The sequence below is a fragment of the Micromonospora sp. AP08 genome (assembly GCF_008085935.1).
GTDB classification, from domain to species: domain Bacteria; phylum Actinomycetota; class Actinomycetes; order Mycobacteriales; family Micromonosporaceae; genus Micromonospora; species Micromonospora chersina.
Genome location: NZ_VSEZ01000001.1, coordinates 682,602 through 698,944, shown reverse-complemented (window position 1 = coordinate 698,944; position 16,343 = coordinate 682,602). Strand labels below are relative to the sequence as shown.

14 protein-coding genes are annotated in these 16,343 nt (G+C 75.8%); 3 read left to right on the top strand and 11 right to left on the bottom strand.

The features are described from left to right. Nucleotides 1-53 precede the first annotated feature (53 nt). From shbA to FXF50_RS03130, 3 genes are read left to right on the top strand one after another with little or no spacing between them, the layout of a single operon-like run. Nucleotides 54-632 carry an RNA polymerase sigma factor ShbA gene (gene shbA, locus FXF50_RS03140; protein ID WP_148425644.1) on the top strand — a complete coding sequence of 193 codons (579 nt, stop codon included), beginning with the start codon at nucleotides 54-56 and terminating at the stop codon, nucleotides 630-632. Further along, the gene (locus FXF50_RS03135; protein WP_148425643.1) at nucleotides 629-1,468 is read left to right on the top strand and encodes an anti-sigma-D factor RsdA; all 840 of its coding nucleotides are present in this window, start codon (nucleotides 629-631) and stop codon (nucleotides 1,466-1,468) included. Before shbA ends, FXF50_RS03135 begins: the two co-directional genes overlap by 4 nt. Before the next feature lie 41 nt (nucleotides 1,469-1,509). Next, a complete protein-coding gene (locus FXF50_RS03130) occupies nucleotides 1,510-3,120 on the top strand; it encodes an ATP-binding protein (protein WP_222865970.1) in 1,611 nt (536 codons plus the stop codon). A gap of 20 nt (nucleotides 3,121-3,140) precedes the next feature. Here FXF50_RS03130 and FXF50_RS03125 read toward each other — a convergent pair whose 3' ends face one another. The 11 genes from FXF50_RS03125 to FXF50_RS03075 all read right to left on the bottom strand — a co-directional run bounded on the left by FXF50_RS03125 (nucleotide 3,141) and on the right by FXF50_RS03075 (nucleotide 16,325). Continuing rightward, a complete protein-coding gene (locus tag FXF50_RS03125) occupies nucleotides 3,141-4,187 on the bottom strand; it encodes a hypothetical protein (protein WP_148425642.1) in 1,047 nt (348 codons plus the stop codon). Then, nucleotides 4,184-4,531, bottom strand: coding sequence for a PadR family transcriptional regulator (locus tag FXF50_RS03120; RefSeq protein ID WP_148425641.1), 348 nt, complete (start codon nucleotides 4,529-4,531; stop codon nucleotides 4,184-4,186). Before FXF50_RS03120 ends, FXF50_RS03125 begins: the two co-directional genes overlap by 4 nt. Before the next feature lie 42 nt (nucleotides 4,532-4,573). Next, nucleotides 4,574-5,506, bottom strand: a complete 933-nt coding sequence (locus FXF50_RS03115; protein ID WP_148425640.1) for an SPFH domain-containing protein — start codon at nucleotides 5,504-5,506, stop codon at nucleotides 4,574-4,576. A 192-nt stretch (nucleotides 5,507-5,698) separates the two neighbouring features. Continuing rightward, a complete protein-coding gene (locus FXF50_RS03110) occupies nucleotides 5,699-7,477 on the bottom strand; it encodes a hypothetical protein (RefSeq protein ID WP_148425639.1) in 1,779 nt (592 codons plus the stop codon). A gap of 163 nt (nucleotides 7,478-7,640) precedes the next feature. After that, nucleotides 7,641-8,462, bottom strand: coding sequence for a CoA ester lyase (locus FXF50_RS03105; protein WP_148425638.1), 822 nt, complete (start codon nucleotides 8,460-8,462; stop codon nucleotides 7,641-7,643). Further along, entirely contained in the window at nucleotides 8,462-9,649 is a 1,188-nt protein-coding gene (locus FXF50_RS03100; RefSeq protein WP_148425637.1) for a CaiB/BaiF CoA-transferase family protein, read from the bottom strand. The genes FXF50_RS03105 and FXF50_RS03100 overlap by 1 nt, the downstream gene beginning before the upstream one ends. Next, a complete protein-coding gene (locus tag FXF50_RS03095; protein WP_148425636.1) occupies nucleotides 9,646-11,592 on the bottom strand; it encodes an SUMF1/EgtB/PvdO family nonheme iron enzyme in 1,947 nt (648 codons plus the stop codon). The genes FXF50_RS03100 and FXF50_RS03095 overlap by 4 nt, the downstream gene beginning before the upstream one ends. Then, nucleotides 11,589-12,521: a ribokinase gene (locus FXF50_RS03090; protein WP_148425635.1), complete on the bottom strand. Its 933-nt coding sequence runs from the start codon at nucleotides 12,519-12,521 to the stop codon at nucleotides 11,589-11,591. The genes FXF50_RS03095 and FXF50_RS03090 overlap by 4 nt, the downstream gene beginning before the upstream one ends. Continuing rightward, nucleotides 12,518-13,897, bottom strand: coding sequence for an ADP-ribosylglycohydrolase family protein (locus FXF50_RS03085; RefSeq protein ID WP_148425634.1), 1,380 nt, complete (start codon nucleotides 13,895-13,897; stop codon nucleotides 12,518-12,520). Before FXF50_RS03085 ends, FXF50_RS03090 begins: the two co-directional genes overlap by 4 nt. Next, on the bottom strand, nucleotides 13,894-15,027 hold the full coding sequence (locus FXF50_RS03080; RefSeq protein ID WP_148425633.1) for an ADP-ribosylglycohydrolase family protein: 1,134 nt from the start codon (nucleotides 15,025-15,027) through the stop codon (nucleotides 13,894-13,896). The genes FXF50_RS03085 and FXF50_RS03080 overlap by 4 nt, the downstream gene beginning before the upstream one ends. Before the next feature lie 2 nt (nucleotides 15,028-15,029). Then, nucleotides 15,030-16,325, bottom strand: coding sequence for an ABC transporter substrate-binding protein (locus tag FXF50_RS03075; protein WP_148425632.1), 1,296 nt, complete (start codon nucleotides 16,323-16,325; stop codon nucleotides 15,030-15,032). Nucleotides 16,326-16,343: the final 18 nt, after the last annotated feature.

Sequence of the window (16,343 nt, the reverse complement as noted above, 5' to 3'; positions counted from 1 at the left end):
GTGTCGATAACGTGCCGGAAAACGGCCGGTGATGAGGATGTTCCGCGAACGCCATGACGACAGTGATCGAGTCCGAACTCGTCCGCCGGGCCGCCGCGGGCGACCCGGCGGCGGTCGAGGCGTTGCTGGTCGGCGTGCGTCCGGGGCTGGTCCGCTACTGCCGGGCCCGGCTGGGCCGGGTGGGCGGGGCCTACACCACGGCTGACGACGTCGCCCAGGAGGTGTGCGTGGCCGTGCTGCGCGCCCTCCCCCGCTACCGGGAGCAGGGCGTCCCGTTCGCCGCGTTCGTCTACGGCATCGCCGCGCACAAGGTGGCCGACGCCCAGCGCTCCGCCGTCCGGGACGCCGCGGTCACCCCCACCGAGACCCCGCTGGAGCGGCCGGACGCCGCGCCGGGGCCCGAGCAGCAGGCGGTGGCGAGCGACCTGGCCCGGCGGCTGTCCGCCCTGCTCGGCCGGCTTCCCGACGTGCAGCGGGAGATCGTCCTGCTGCGGGTCGCGGTGGGCCTGTCCGCCGAGGAGGTCGGGGACGTGGTCGGCATGTCGGCGGCCGCGGTCCGGATGGCCCAGTCCCGTGCCCTGGCCCGGCTCCGTACCCTGGCCGGGGGCTCACTGGACGAGGTGGCGGCATGACCGGGCGGACGCCGGGCGAGGGCGACGAGGCGATGGACCTGGGGACCATCGCCCGCGACGACGTGCTGCTCGACGCGCTCGGCCGGGGCGAGCCCGCGCCCGACGGCGACGCGCTCGCCGGGCTGCTCGCCGCGTGGCGGTCCGACCTCGCCGAGGAACCCACCGGGGTACGCCCCGCCGCGCCGGACGTCGTCGAGGAGGCGCCCGTGCGGCGGGCGGTCCGGCGGCCCCGCCCCTGGGCGCTGCGGCTGGCGGCCGCCGCCGTGGCGCTGCTGGCCCTGGTCTCCGGGCTCGGCATCAGCAGCCGCGACGCCGGCCCGGGCAGCCCGCTCTGGTCGCTGACCAAGCTGCTGTACCCGCAGCAGGCCGAGGTGCGCGGCATCGAGGACACGATCGACCGGGCCCGCGCGGCCCTGGACGCCGGCCGGCTCGACGACGCCGAGGCGCTGATCGCGCAGGCCCGCCGGGACCTGGCCCGGGTCGAGGACCGGGCGGCCGTCGCCCGGCTGAACGCCGCGCTCGACGTGCTGGCCCGCGACCTGGCGGCGGCCCGGGCGGTCACCGCGCCGCCGAGCGCCGTGCCGGCCGACACCGCCCCGGACACCCCCGCGCCCACCGCCGTCCCGAGCCCCTCGGTCACCGGTACGCCCCGGCGGGGCCCCGCCACCTCGGGCGGCTCGCCCAGACCCCGGACCAGCAGCTCGCCCGCCCCGGCCGACAGCCCGCTGGTGCCGCTGCCGCGGCTGCCGCTGCCCTCGGTGTCGGTGTCGGTCTCCGTACCCGGGCTGCCGCTGCCCGGCCTGCCGCTGCCCACCGAGGGCGGGCTGCTCGACTGAGCGCCGCGCGACGAACCGGACAGCTCCGTTACTGTGCTGCCGTGAGCAGCACTGCAGCGGCATCCACGACCGCCACCGCGGGGCGCGGGGCGGGGATGACCACGAGCCGCCGGCTGAGCGTCATGATGCTCGGGATGACTGTGCTGGTGCTCGCCGGCGGCGGGGTCGGCGCGGTGGCGCTGTCCCACACCGCCACGGTCTCCAACCGGCTGGCCGACCGGATCTCCCCGGCCCGCACCGCCGTGAGCCGGCTGGAGAGCGGGCTGCTGGAGCAGGCGGCGGTGGTCCGCGGGTACGTCATCACCGGCGACCCGGAGCTGCTGCGCCCGTACGAGGAAGGGGTGGCCGCCGAGCGCGCGACCGCCCAACGCGCCCGCGACCTGCTCAGCGACGAGCCGGAGGCGCGGCGTGAGCTGGACGCCGCGCTGGCCCTCGCGGACCGCTGGCGGGCCGAGTACCCGACCCGGCTGATCGCCGCCCGGCGGGCCGGGACGAGCGCGGCGGAGCTGGCCCCGGTGGTGCGGCAGAGCGGGCTCGCGTTCGACGCCGCGCAGGCCGCGCTGACCAGCCTGGAGGCCCGGCTGGACCGGGTGCAGGCGGCCGGCCGGGCCGACCTGGACCGGGCCCGCGCGCTGCGGGACCTCCTCTTCGTGGCGATCCTGGCCACCCTGCTGCTGTCCAGCATCGTCATCTCGGTGCTGGTCCGGACCACGGTGCTGCGCCCGCTGGACCGGCTGGGCGCCTCCGTGCGGCGGGTCGCCGGCGGCGACTTCGAGCACCGCCTCGCCCCGGAGGGGCCGGCCGACATCGCCCGGCTCACCGTCGACGTGGAGACCATGCGGCAGCGGGTGGTCGACGCGCTGAACACCAGCCGCCGGCACCGGGACGCGCTCGAACAGCAGGCCGCCGAGCTGCGCCGGTCCAACGAGGACCTGGAGCAGTTCGCCTACGTGGCCTCGCACGACCTCCAGGAGCCGCTGCGCAAGGTGGCGTCGTTCTGCCAGATGCTGCAACGCCGCTACGCCGACCAGCTCGACGACCGGGCCCGGCAGTACATCGACTACGCGGTGGACGGGGCCACCCGGATGCAGAACCTGATCAACGACCTGCTGGCGTTCTCCCGGATCGGCCGGGTCTACCGCGACGACCGGGAGGTGGACCTGGCCGCGACGTTCGCGCAGGCCGAGTCGAACCTCTCCGAGGCGGTCGCCGAGGCGGGCGCGGAGATCGAGGCGGACCCGCTGCCGGTGGTGCAGGGCGACCAGACGCTGCTCACCATGCTCTGGCAGAACCTGCTCGGCAACGCCGTGAAGTTCCGCAGCCCCGACCGGCCGCCCCGGATCCGGGTGGCGGTCACCGAGGACACGGCCGGCTGGGAGTTCGCCGTGGCGGACAACGGCATCGGCATCGACCCCCGGTACGCCGACAAGATCTTCCTGATCTTCCAGCGGCTGCACCCGCGGGGCGCCTACGACGGCACCGGGATCGGGCTGGCCATCTGCAAGAAGATCGTCGAGTACCACGGCGGCACGCTGCGCCTGGACGACGGGTACGCCGACGGCGCCCGGTTCGTCTTCACCCTGCCGAAACCGGCCCCCACGGTCAGCGTGCCGTTGCAGGCGGGCGAGCCGACGCCGGTGGCTCCGGGCTGAGCGGAGCCACCGGCGAGCGCTCAGCGTTCCCGGTCGGCGGCCCGGCCCAGCGCCACCAGGCGCCGCGTCTCCTCGCGGCGGCGGATGAGGACCGCGCCGCCGAGGAAGGTGGCGGCGGGGGCGAGGACCAGCAGGGCCACCTCCTGGGGCAGAAGCGGAACGACCGATCCGGGCCAGGTGCCCATGCCGTCCATGACCATTGCGAGCATCGCCAGCGGACTCAGGGCGACAAGGATCCGCGAACGGACCGGCGAGGCCAGCGTCGCCAGGCTGACCGGTATGGCCAGAACGGCGGTGGCGAACGCCGCTACAAGGAGCCAGAGCAGAGTCGGGCTACGCGCCTCCAGCAGGCCGTAGAAGACGTACACCGGCACGGGGCCGACGAGATCCGTGCTCGCACCGCCGAGGCGGCTCAGTTCGAGCACGGCGGCGACTCCCAGCGGGGCGAGAGCAAGCACCACCAGCCGGCGGGCCCCGAGCACGGCCACCGCACGGCGGGGGGCGGCGGGCACGGTGAGCGTGGCGGCGGTCACCACGGCGAGCGCGGCCTGCGGGAGGGTGCCGACGACGTACCCGGGCTGGTCGACGAGGCCCGGCCCGACCAGCACCGCCCAGGCGACGACGCCCGCCCAGGCCAGGCCGGCGGCCGCCGGGCGAAACCCGATCAGCGCGGCAACGGCGACCACGAGCCAGCCCGCCACCCGCAACCAGTCGAGCGCGTCGGCGCCGATCGGCTGGAAGTACGGCAGAACGTCCGGATTCGGCACGAGGCGCTCGGCGAGATCCTTGGCAGCCACCGCCAGCAGGATCAACGCGGTCAGCAAGCCGGTGACGGCGGCGGCGTCGGCCCAGGCCGGCTCGGTGAACCCCCGTGCGCCCACCCGCAACCGGGCCCGCAGGCCGGCGCCGACCAGGTCCACCGCGTCCCGGAACCCGGGCCGGGTCTGCCCCGGCCGCGCGTCGGCCAGGAGGACGGCGATCATCTCCTCCTCGTACGTCCGGCGGTGTTCCCACGGGTGGACGGCGAGCAGCCGGCGGTAGCGGCGCTCCAGCTCGGCGGCGCTCACGCCACCCCTCCCCCGGGCAGCAGGCCGGCGGCGCGCAGCCGGCGGCCGGCGGTGTCGGCGTTGCGGCGCAGCCGGGCCACCTCGTCGGCGAGCCGGGTGGCGCCCAGCGCGGTGAGCCGGTAGTAGCGGCGCAGCCGGGACTGCACCACCTCCTCGCGGTCGACCTCGATGAGGCCGTCGGCGCGCAGCCGGTCGAGGACGGCGTAGAGGGTGCCGGCGCGCAGCCGCACCCGGCCGTCGGAGATGCGCAGCACGTCCTCGATGACCGCGTAGCCGTGCCGGGGTGTCTCGGCGAGCGCGGTGAGGACCAGGAACGTGGGTTCCCGCAGGGGACTGTCGGTCATGCCCGTGAGCATATACCGGCTATCGGTATATGCACGCGCGCGTCACCGCGCGGGTCGGCGCCCGTCCCCGTCGGCGGCGGCCGCCGCGACGTTCTCGGTGACCGGCCCGAGCGTCGGCCCGACCGGCGTGGCCTGCTCCACCGGGCCGCGCGCGGCCTGCTCCGCAGGGCCCTGCCCCGCCTGCCCCGCCGGACGGCCCCGCTCGCCCTCCCCGCCGGCGAGCCGGTCGAAGAAGCGCAGCAGCTCGACCGGGAACGGCATGACCAGGGTGCTGTTCTTCTCCGCCGCCACGTCCACCACCGTCTGGAGCAGCCGCAGCTGGTACGCCCCCGGCGTGTTCGCCATGGCCCGGGAGGCGTCGGCGAGCCGCCGGGACGCCTGGTACTCGCCGTCCGCGGCGATCACGCGGGCCCGGCGTTCCCGTTCCGCCTCGGCCTGCCGGGACATCGACCGCTTCATCCCCTCGGGCAGCGACACGTCCTTGACCTCCACCCGCTCGATGAGCAGGCCCCAGGGCTTCTCGGTGGGCGCATCGATGACCGACTTGAGCTCCGCGTTGATGCGGTCCCGGTCGCGCAGCAGGGTGTCCAGGTCGGCCTTGCCGATCACCGACCGCAGCGCGGTCTGCGCGACCTGGAGCACCGCCGACGGGTAGTCGCGGACGTTGACCAGCACCTTCACCGGGTCGACCACCCGGTAGTAGACGACCGCGTCCACGGTGAGCGTGACGTTGTCGCGGGTGATCACGCCCTGCGCGGGCACCCCGATCACCGTGGTCTGCATGCTCACCCGCACCATCCGGTCGGCGACCGGGATGATGAGCTGGAAGCCGGGCTGGCGGATGCGCTCCAGCACCCGGCCGAAGCGGAACACGACGCCACGCTGGTACTGCTGCACCAGCCGGACGCTCAGCGAGGCCACGAGCACCACGAGCGCGATGACGATGACCAGCGCGATGACGGCGGCGGCTGCCATGGTCCCCTCGATCCCGGAGGCGCCCGCCTCCCGGCCGCGCGCGTACCCGCTCCCCCGCACTTCACGCCTGGCGTGTCACGCGGGCCACGTCTTGGAGTGTTCCCGTCAGCAGCGAACGGCAACTCGCCAAGATCTCCGTTCCCGGTGTCAGCGGGCGGGATCCCTGACGTAGGAGGTGGGCGGCCGGCACGGTCAGAAGCGGCGGGCGGGCGGGATGCCGCGGGGTGGGGGCTGGCGCAGCAGCCAGACCGGGTTACCGGCCCCGATGATCACGCCGTCCCGCCCCCGGACCTGGGTCCGCAGGTACGTGCCCGCACCGGGCGAAACCGGCAGGTCGTGCCAGCCCTGCCGGAGCTGGCGCCAGGGCACCTGTCCGATCCCGATCGCCGGGGTCGGGTCGGCGACGCCGGCCAGGTCGACGGCACCGGTCACCACCTCCAGGGTTGCGCCGGCCGGCAGGTCGGTGGCGCGCAGCCGCACGGTCAGCTCGCCGGCGTCGGTGGTCAGCACGGCGCCCATCGCGCTGCGGCCGCCGATCTCCAGGTCGAGGGCGCCCCGGTAGCGGGCCAGGTCGGTGAACCAGGCCTGGCCGGCCCGCAGCGCCGCCACCAGGTCGTCGCGGCCCGTGGAGGCCGCCCAGACGTACGTGACGTGCCGGTCCCGCCCGGCCCGCCAGTCGGTGCCGTCGTGGTCGTCGGTCACCCCGACCGCGGTGACCGGGACGGCGTTGCGGGCCGCCACGTCGTACGCCCAGAGGTGGTCGTCGACCGGTTCACGACCGATCTCGATCAGGTCGGCACCGAGGGCGTGCCGCTCCACCAGCAGCCGCGCGAGGGACTCGCGGCGTTCCACGTCGAGCGGGTGGTTCCAGCAGACCACCCCGCCGTGGCCGTGCAGGAACTCGACCATCCGTTCGGTGGCCCCGACGTCGTTGTCCCGGTACGGCGGGGACGGGAAGCGGGGCAGCGTCTGGTCGCCGCCGAACCAGTTGAGGTGCCGGACCATCGACACCTCGTAGGCGCGGTGGTGGGTCACGCCCGGGTACGCCCCGGCGTAGCCGCGCAGCACCTCGGCGCGCAGTTCCTCGCCGGCCTGCCCGGCGCGCCGGGCCCGGTCGAAGACCAGGCGGTCGACCACGTACGCGCCGCGCGCGCCGCCCGCGACCTGCACCCCGAGGCGCAGTCCGCGCAGCGAGTTGTCGCCGGCCACCAGGTCCGGCCAGAGCCGCCGCACGTCGGCCAGCAGGTCGAGGGTGTGCCGCCGCCAGGCGCCCGCCGGGGCGGGCAGGTCGACGGTGCCGTGCCGGCCGTCGGCCCGGTGCCGGGTTTCGGTCGCCGCGCCCAGGCGGTAGCGGAGCACGAGCTGGCCGGCGGGGCGGCCCGCGCCGGCCGGGTGGTGGGACAGCGCGATCTCGACGATCAGGGTGGCATTAGGGCCGGCGGTCTCGGGCAGCACGTCGAGGTGCAGGGTGGTGTCGGAGATGTTCCCGGTGTGCGTCCAGTTCCACGCCGTGCCGGCGTACCAGAGGGTGCCGGCGCCGGCGGCGGTGAGCCGCAGCGCGCGGCCCGGGTCGCCGGCGGGGGCGGGCACGAAGTCGGCGGCGGAGGCGGTGAGCGCGCCCTCGGTGGACTCCTTCCAGGTCCACGCGAGCCCGCCCTCGGTTTCCTCGGGCCCGTCGAAGTGGACGACGCGGCGGTGGTCGTGGGCGGCCACCCGGAAGTCGTGGTCGGTCCACCAGATCACGTCGACGGCGTTGCGTCGGGCCTGGTCGAGGTGGGCGGCGTAGCTGGCGACGCCCTCGCTGAACGAGGCGTGCAGGTGCATGGCCATGCTGATCGGCCGCCGTCCGCGGGCGACCGGCGGCGGGTCGCCGGTGGCGGCCAGGCCCACGGGTACGCCGATCCCGGCGACCGCGAGGCCACCGGCGGCCGCGAGCAGGCTGCGCCGGTCCAGCCGTGCCCGATCCCCCATGCCGCTCCCCCGCTCCCCTGCCGGCCCGGGCCAGCGTACGGGCGGCGGCGCCGGCCCGGCATCCGGCGATCGTGCGGACGGCGGAGGCCGCCGGGTCAGGCGGAGCCACGGACGGCGAAGGACCGACCGATCAGGCGGAGCAGCGGACGGCGGGACGGCGCGGTCAGGCGGCGTAGCGGGCGGCGAGGTCGACGACCCGGCGGGCGGCCGCCACCATGGCCCGGTCGGCGAACCGGCCGTCGGGCAGCACCACGGTGCCGGAGTCGCGGGTCTGCGCGTCGGCGAGCGCGGCGAGCAGTTCCCGGGCCCGGTCCACCTCCCGGTCGGCGGGGCGGAACGCGGCGGCGATCACCGGCAGCTGGCGCGGGTGGATGGCGGCCCGGCCGAGGAAGCCGAGCCGCCGGCCGGCCGCGCAGGAGGCGGCCAGGCCGTCGAGGTCGGTGACGTCGGCGTACACCGACATGGCCGGCGGCGGCAGGCCGGCCGCGCGGGCCGCGACCACGATCCGGCCGCGGGCCCAGAGCAGGCCGTCGTCGTCGGCGACGCCCAGGTCGGAGCGGAGGTCGGCCTCGCCGAGCCCGAGCGAGGCCACCGCCGGGTGGGCGGCGGCGATGGCGTACGCGGACTCCAGCCCGACGGCCGACTCGACCAGCGGGTGCAGCGGGGTGTCGGCACGCGCGGCCACGGCGGCGACGGTCGACGGGGACTCCACCTTGGGCAGGCGCAGCCCGGCCAGCCCCGGCCGCCCGGCGACGGCGGCCAGGTCGGCGGCGACGTCGGGGCCGGTCAGCTCGTTGACCCGGACCTGCACGGGCAGCGGCTGCGGGTCGGCCAGGAAATCGGCGACGGCGTCCCGGGCGTACGCCTTGCGGCCGGCCACGACGGCGTCCTCCAGGTCGAGGATGACCGCGTCGGCGCCGGCGGCGACCGCCTTGGCGAACCGGTCGGGCCGGTCGCCGGGCACGTAGAGCAGGGTGAGCAGCATCAGATCACCCCGCGCTCCCGCAGCGCGGCCAGTTCGTCGCCGGTCAGCCCGAGCGCGCCGAACACGGCGTCGGTGTCCTGGCCGTGGCGGCGGCCGGCGTGCCGGATCTCCCCCGGGCTGTCCGACATGCGGAAGGGCACGTTCTGCATGCGTACCTCCCCCAGCTCCTCGTCGGGGACGGTGACCACGGTGCCGAGCGCCGCGTACTGCGGGTCGGCGAGGATGTCCCGCACGTCGTAGACGGGGGCCACGGCGGCCTGGGCGGCCTCGAACGCGGCCACCACCTCGTCGCGGTCCCGCTTCGCCACCCAGCCGCCCACCGCCGCGTCGAGTTCGTCGGCGTGCGCGGCCCGGCCACTGCCGGTGGCGAACCACGGCTCGTCCACCAGGTCGGGGCGGCCGACGAGCCGGACCACCCGCTCGGCGATGCTCTGCGCGCTGGTGGACACGGCCACCCACCGCCCGTCGGCGCACCGGTAGGTGTTGCGGGGCGCGTTGTTGTTGGACCGGTTGCCCAGCCGGGGCTGGACGTAGCCGAGCTGGTCGTACCAGGTGATCTGCGGGCCGAGCATCGCCATGATCGGTTCGATGATGGCGAGGTCGACGACCTGGCCCCGGCCGGTCAGGTCGCGGCCGCGCAGGGCCAGCATGACCGCGTACGCGGCGGCGAGCGCGGTGACCGAGTCGGCCAGCCCGAACGGGGGCAGGGTCGGCGGACCGTCGGGCTCCCCGGTGGCCGCCGCGAAGCCGCTCATCGCCTCGGCCAGGGTGCCGAACCCGGGCCGGGGCGCGTACGGGCCGACCTGCCCGAAGCCGCTGATCCGGGCGATCACCAGCCGCGGGTTGACGGCGTGCAGCTCGTCCGGGCCGAGACCCCAGCGCTCCAGGGTGCCGGGGCGGAAGTTCTCCACCAGCACGTCGGCGTCGGCGAGCAGCCGGCGCAGCAGGTCCGCCCCCTGCGGGTCGGACAGGTTGAGCGTGACGGTCCGCTTGTTGCGGCCGAGCACCTTCCACCACAGGCCGACGCCGTCCTTGGCGGGGCCGTGCCCGCGGGACGGGTCCGGCTTCGCGGGATGCTCCACCTTGACCACGTCCGCGCCGAAGTCGCCGAGGAACGCGGCGGCCAGCGGGCCGGCGAACAGGGTGGCCAGGTCGACGACCTTGACGCCGTGCAGCGGGGCGGTCATCGCGCCGCCTCCGGCAGGTCGGCGGCGCAGCGGAAGCCGATCGAGGTGGAGCGGGTCAGGCCGGCGCCGGTGAGCAGCAGCTTCACCGACACGTCGGGCGGCTGCGGGCCGCCGTCGAGATACCAGTCGGAGCCCTCCGCCCGGTAGGCGCAGCCGCCCTTGAGGATGACGAAGCGGGTCCGCCCGTCGGAGTGCTCGCTCTCGGTCAGGTTCCAGACCAGGGGTTCCCGCCGGGCCAGCAGGCCCGCCTCGGCGGCCACCTGCCACTCGTCCTCGGTGGGCAGCCGCAGCCCGGCCCAGTCGGCGTACGCGCGGGCGTCGGCGAGGTCGACCCCGGTGACCGGGGCGTCGGCGGGGCCCTGCCCGGCCGTGAACCGCTCGGCCCGGACGGGCCGGTAGCCGGTGGCGGCGAGGAAGCGCGCGTACTGGCCGTGGGTGACCTCGTGGGTGTCGATGGCGAAGCGGCCGAGCCGGACCGGGCGGCGCAGCGTGCCGGTGTGGTGCAGGCGCGGCGGCAGCGGCTTCCACTCGTCGACGTAGGGGGCCTCGCCGTAGAGGCCGGTCTCCCGGACCCGGTGGTGGACGGTCAGGTCGTGCCGGCCACCGGCCACGGTGACCATGCCGTCGGGCAGGGCGGCCAGAGGCGACCACGGGGTGCGGGCGCGCACGGCGGCGCGGGCCGGGAAGGACGGGTCGCCGGTCGGCGGTTCGTGCCGGGGCACCGGGGTGTCGGTGGCGACCACGGCGGCGATCGCCCCGGCGGGCAGCGGCCCGCCGACCGCGACCCGGCCGTCCTCCAGTTCGGTGACGGCCAGCTCGGCGCCGGTGACCAGGTCGACGAAGCGCCCCGGTCGGCGGTCGGTGAGCAGCCACGGGCCGTCGTGGTCGGCGCCGCGGTTGACCACCGTCCACAGCGGCTGGTCATCGTGGGTCCAGCGGGACGCGTACACCTGGCCGGCGCCGGGGTGGTCGGCGAGCGGGACCCAGTCCTCGGCGCGCAGCCACGCGGTGTGGCTGGCCTGGACCCGGCGCATGGCCCGCAGCACGGCCCGGTCCCGCTCGTTCCAGCCGACCCAGACGCCGAAGACGCTCTCCCAGACCAGCACGCCGCAGCCGTTGAGCCAGGCCGAGTGCAGCTCGTCCAGGTGGTCGCGGTGCCAGCGGCGGGTGTGGTGCAGGACGTGCCGGCGCTCGAACCACTTGGCCCGCAGCACGCCGGGGGTGTCCGAGTCGGCGAACCACTGCGCCCAGGACATGGCGTGGTCCTCGATCCGGGCCAGCGGCACCCGGCTCTCCCCCTCCAGGACCAGGCCGGGGCGGACCGCGTCGAGGGCCTTGCGCAGCTCGCCGGCGCCCTCCTTGAGGGTGTCCAGGAAGACGCCGTCGACGCCGAGCCGGTCGGCCAGCGCCGCGACCTCCTCGGCGTCGGCGCCGGGCTCGCGCCGCGTGCCGGTGTCCCACGGGTTGTAGTCGACGAACACCCGGACCCCGGCGGCCTGGAACGCGCGGACCACCTCGGGCAGCTCGGGCACGTCGCGGTACCAGTCGAACTGGTTGCGCTCGTCCAGCCCGATCACCGGGTACGCGTGCCAGAGCACCACCCCGTCGAAGCCGCCGAAGTCGCGCCGTGCCGCGTCGAGGAACGCCGCGACCGTGAACTCGCCGCGGTCGTGGTCGTAGAGCGTCTCGTCCCACAGCCAGGCCAGGCAGACGGTGAAGCAGTCCCCGGCGATCTCCTCGTAGTGCGCGCCGGTGTAGGCGAGCCGGGCGCGGGCGTCGGCCCGCCACCGGGTGAGCTGCTCCCGCCACGCCGGCCAGTCGGCGGGGTCGTCGGGGGCGGCGAAGATCTTCGCCTCGTCCAGGGTGGTCAGGTCGGTGTGCGCGCCGAGCGGCACCTCGGTGGGCCGGTCGATCGGCCGGGGCACGTACGGGTTGAAGCTCACTCGACCTCTCCGTAGGTGGCGGCGGACAGCGCGTCGATGGCGGCCCGCTCGGGCAGGGCGGTGGAGGCGCCGGGGCGCTCGGCGCAGGCCGCGCCGGCGGCGCACGCCCAGCGCAGCACGGCCGTGGCGGTGTCCCCGGTGAGACCGCCGCGCTCGGCCAGGGCGACCGCGAGCGCGCCGGTGAACGCGTCGCCGGCGGCCGTGGTGTCCACCGCGTCGATCTTCGGGGCCGGCACCTCGATCCGGGCGCCGTCGCGGTCGGCGTAGGCGGCGCCGCGCGCGCCGAGGGTGAGCACCACCCGGGGCACGAGGCCGACCAGGGTGTCGAGCAGCGCCGCCGGCTCGTCGGTGAACACCCCGGCCACGACGGCGGCCTCGTGCTCGTTGACCACCAGCACGTCGACGAGGTCGAGCAGTTCGGCCGGCAGCGGCCGGGCCGGGGCGGCGTTGAGCACCACGGCGGCGCCGCCGGCACGGGCCCAGCCGGCGGCCCGGGTGACCTCCGCCAGGGGCACCTCCAGTTGCAGCAGCAGCACGCCGGCCCCGGCCATCGCCTCCCGGTCGGCGTCGTGCAGCGTCAGCGCGGCGTTCGCGCCGGGCGCGACCACGATGCAGTTCTCCGCCGCGTGGTCCACGGCGATCAGCGCGACCCCGGACGGCCCGTCGACGGTGCGCAGGCCGCGCAGGTCGACACCGGCGCCGGCCAGGTTGTCCCGCAGCAGCGCGCCGAACCCGTCGCCGCCGACCGCGCCCACGAACGCGCACTCCGCGCCGGCGCGGGCCGCGGCGACCGCCTGGTTGGCGCCCTTGCCGCCGGGCACCATCCGGAAGTCGTCGCCGAGCACGGTCTCACCGGGCCGCGGCAGCTGCGGCGCGGTGACCACCAGGTCCAGGTTGGCGCTGCCGACCACCACCACCCGGGCGCTCATGCCCGGTTCCCGTGGGCCAGGGCGAGGGTACGGTCGGCCAGCTCGTCGAAGCCGATGCCGTCGAAGCCGGCGATGCTGCTGGCCAGCCGGTTGCGCAGCGGCGCGACCCAGCGCCCCGGCAGCCGACCGGCGCCGGTGAGCGCCCCGGTGACCGCGCCGACGGTGGCGCCGTTGGAGTCGGTGTCCCAGCCACCGGCGACCACCGCGCAGATGGACCGTTCCAGGTCGCCCCGCCCGTACGCGAGGGCCGCCGCGACCAGGGCCGCGTTGTTGCGGACGTGCACCCAGTGCAGGTGGCCGTGCCGCGCGTAGAGGGTGTCCACGATGCTCTCCCAGTCGTCGCCCCCCGCGCCGAGGGCGCGCGCCTCCCAAACGGCGGCGGTGAACCGGCTGCCCGGGGGCAGCACCGACTCGCCGGCGTCCAGCACGGCGTCGATGTCGCCGGCCACCGGCGCGGCCGCGGCCAGGGCCGCCACCCAGATCGCCCCGTACGCCCCGGCCCGGACGTGGCTCACGGCGGCGTCCCGCCAGGCGGCCTCGGCGGCCCGGTCGGGACGGCCCGGGTTGGTCCAGCCGTACACGTCGGTGCGGATCTGCGCGCCGATCCACTCCCGGAACGGGTTGTGCCGGCGGGCGGTCTCCGGCGGGGTCAGGCCGAGCAGCAGGTTGCGGTAGGCGACCCGCTCGGCCGTGAACACCCGCCCCGCGGGCAGCCAGTCCAGCCACGCCTGCGCCACGTCGGCGCTGGTGAAGCCGGACCCGTGGGTCTCCAGGATCCGCAGCGCCAGCAGCGCGAAGTTGAGGTCGTCGTCCTCGGGCATGCCGGCGATGTTCTCGGCGAGGCTGGTCGGCGCGCTGCGCCGGTTCCACGGCCAGCGGGCGGCCACGTCGGCCGGCAGCCCGCGCGCGGTGAACCAGTCGCGCAGCGGCCACCGGCCCGTGGCGGCGAGGATCTCCCGGATCCCGTGGCGGGGGATCTTCTCCACCGGCTTGCCGAGCAGGCAGCCGGCCGCCCGGCCGAGCCAGGCCCCGTGCAGCCGGTCCCGCTCGACCGTGGTCGGCAGGTCCCAGGCGCCCGGCCAGGTCTTGCGGACCGCGTCGAGGTCGTCGGGCTCGTCCGCGCCGTCGGGGCCGGGCAGCGCGTCGGCGGCGTCGAGCAGGTCGACGGCGAGGGCCCGCAGTTCCGGCGGGGCCGGGAGCGGCGAGGCCCCGCTGACCGGGGCCGTGACGTCGCCGCCGGCCGCCGTCCAGCGGTCGGCCAGGGCGGTGACGTCGCGGCCCTCGTCGCGGCTCGCGGCCAGTTCGTGCGGCAGCAGGTCCTCCGGCTGCACCCAGGTCAGCCGGAGCCCGCGGGCCGGTGTCCCGGCAGCGGTCATGCCAGGCCGCCGAACCGCTCGGCGCGCCGGGCGAAGCGCTCCCGGTCGCGGTCGAACACCTCGGTGGCCACCCCGGCGAGGACCCGGGCGGGCTCGACCAGGTCGGTGCGGGACGCCGCGGCGACCGTCTCCGACCACTCGGCCGGCACGGCCGCCGCGCCGCCAAGCGCGCCGGCGATCGCGCCGGCCATGGTGGCGGTGGAGTCGGCGTCCCGGCCGTAGTTGACCGAGCCGAGCACGGCCGCCCGGTAGTCGCCGCCGGCCACCACGAGCATGCCCAGCGCCACCGGCAGCTCCTCGATGGCGTGCAGCCGGCTCGGGCGGCGGGCGCCCAGGCCGGGGCTGCGGTACTCCTCCCCCACCGTGTCGTAGGGGGCCACGGCGGCGCGCAGCGCCGGGATGGCGGCCTTCCAGTCGTCGTGCCCGCGGGCCTCCTTGACCACCGCGTCGATGGCGGCGCGGGTGCCGTCGCGGGCCAGGTCGAGGGTGGCGGCCACGACGTCGTCGACGCTCGCGCCGGGGGTCGCGGCGGCGGCGACCGCGGCGGCGAAGGCCGCCGCGGCCTCCCGGCCGTAGCTGTGCTGGTGCGCCCCGGCGATCTCCACGGCCTCGGCGTACGCCCCGGCCGGGTCGCCGGCGTTGACGATGCCGACCGGGGCCATGTACATGGCGGCGCCGCAGTTCACGATGTTGCCCACGCCCGCCTCGCGCGGGTCGGCGTGGGCGTGGTGCAGGCGGGTGACCAACCACCGCTCGGCCGCGGCCAGGCGGTGGAAGGTCACCCCCTCCCGCTCCAGGTCGGGGATGTACACCACCCGCTCGATCAGGTCGGGGACGAGCAGTTCCACCACGTCGTACGCGTCGAGGTGGTCCCGCTTGGCCGCGTACGCCCGGACCAGGGCGTGGGTCATCAACGTGTCGTCGGTGATGTGCCCGTCGCCCTTGTGGTACGGCGCGAGTGGCCGCGCGGTGGCCCAGTCGGCGTGGTACGGGGGGACGATCCCCTCGACCCAGCCGCCGAAGCGGGCGCGGATCTGCTCCGGAAGGGCCGTCTCGGTGGCCCCGCCGAGGGCGTCGCCCACCGCGGCGCCGACCAGGCATCCGACCGACGTGTCGAGCAAGAGTGACATGGTTACCTCTGAACCTGCTTGCCACCGTCGACCAGCTGCGTGCCGAGCTGGTCCAGGGTGATCTTGTTGGCGAAGTACTGCTGGAGGGCCGGGGTGGCGTACTTCGTCTTCCACTCCGGGTAGCCGGCGGCCTTCTGGAACGGGGCGACGGTCAGGTCGGCGGCGCTGTCCGCGGCGACGTCCCAGCCCTGCTTGCCCCCGGTGGCCTTGACCAGCTCCTCGTTGGCCTGCTTGCCGGTGGGCACCAGCCAGTCACCCTTGGCCAGGGCGGCCATGTTGCTCGGGTTGAGGAACCACTCCAGGAACTGCGCGGCCTGCTTCTTGTGCTTGCTGTCCTCGGCGATGGACAGGGTCTGCGGGTTGGCGGCCTGCTTGCTGGAGAGGCCCTTGATCGGCGGGAGGGTCACCCACTCGAAGCCGGCGGGCGCCTGCTCGACCATCTGCTGGCGCAGCGAGACCGAGCCGGGCAGCATGGCGTACTTGCCGCCGAAGAAGCCGGGCAGGGTGTCCGCGCCGCTCATGCCCAGCGCCTCCGGGGAGGCCGACTTGCTGGTGTAGAGCATGTCGTGGATCCGCTTCGGCACCTCCTTCTCCGCGTCGCCGACCTTGACCTCGGTCTTGCCGCCCTCGGTGTAGAAGAACTTGCCGTCGTAGTTCAGCGCCAGGTTCAGCACCCGGTTGGTGGGCGACTTGAGCGCCCAGGCCGCGCCGTACTGGCCGGGCTTGGTGAGCTTCTGGGCGTTGGCCTGGAACTCGTCCCAGGTCCAGCCGCCGTCGGCCGGCGGCACCGCGATGCCGGCGGCGTCGAGCAGCTTCTTGTTGGCGATGACGACCTGCGACTCCAGCAGGAACGGCACGCCGGTGACCTTGCCGTCGAACGTGGCGGTGTCCCAGACGCCCGGGTCGATCTGCCCCTTGAAGTCGTCGCTGAGCAGCTTCGACAGGTCGGCCAGGTAGCCCTGCTTGCTGAACTCGCCGATGGCCGACGCCTCGTAGTGCACGATGTCGGCCACGTCGCCGCCCTCGAACGAGGTGACGAGCTGGTCGTGGATCGAGTTCCAGTCACCCTGGACGTACTCGACCTGGATGTCCGGGTGCTCGCTGTTCCACTTGGCGACCAGGTCCTTGTTGGCCTGGAGCGACTCCTTCTGCCAGGCGAGGCTGAGGAAGCGCAGCTTGGCCGGGCCGGACGAGTTCTCGTCCTCGCCGCCGCCGTCACCGCAGGCGGTGAGGGCGCCGAGCCCGACGACCGCGACCGCGGTGGCCGCGGCGAGTCGGCGGAATCTGCTACGGAGCATGGGGGATTCCTCCTTGGG

Excerpts from the sequence above, each read along its gene's own strand:
- FXF50_RS03120 (WP_148425641.1), bottom strand. The coding sequence starts at position 4,531 with ATGACCGACAGTCCCCTGCGGGAACCCACGTTCCTGGTCCTCACCGCG.
- shbA (WP_148425644.1), top strand. The coding sequence starts at position 54 with ATGACGACAGTGATCGAGTCCGAACTCGTCCGCCGGGCCGCCGCGGGC.
- FXF50_RS03135 (WP_148425643.1), top strand. The coding sequence starts at position 629 with ATGACCGGGCGGACGCCGGGCGAGGGCGACGAGGCGATGGACCTGGGG.
- FXF50_RS03105 (WP_148425638.1), bottom strand. The coding sequence starts at position 8,462 with ATGCTGCTCACCCTGCTCTACGTGCCCGGCGACCGGCCCGACCGGTTC.
- FXF50_RS03090 (WP_148425635.1), bottom strand. The coding sequence starts at position 12,521 with ATGAGCGCCCGGGTGGTGGTGGTCGGCAGCGCCAACCTGGACCTGGTG.
- FXF50_RS03080 (WP_148425633.1), bottom strand. The coding sequence starts at position 15,027 with ATGTCACTCTTGCTCGACACGTCGGTCGGATGCCTGGTCGGCGCCGCG.
- FXF50_RS03115 (WP_148425640.1), bottom strand. The coding sequence starts at position 5,506 with ATGGCAGCCGCCGCCGTCATCGCGCTGGTCATCGTCATCGCGCTCGTG.
- FXF50_RS03085 (WP_148425634.1), bottom strand. The coding sequence starts at position 13,897 with ATGACCGCTGCCGGGACACCGGCCCGCGGGCTCCGGCTGACCTGGGTG.
- FXF50_RS03110 (WP_148425639.1), bottom strand. The coding sequence starts at position 7,477 with ATGGGGGATCGGGCACGGCTGGACCGGCGCAGCCTGCTCGCGGCCGCC.
- FXF50_RS03100 (WP_148425637.1), bottom strand. The coding sequence starts at position 9,649 with ATGACCGCCCCGCTGCACGGCGTCAAGGTCGTCGACCTGGCCACCCTG.
- FXF50_RS03075 (WP_148425632.1), bottom strand. The coding sequence starts at position 16,325 with ATGCTCCGTAGCAGATTCCGCCGACTCGCCGCGGCCACCGCGGTCGCG.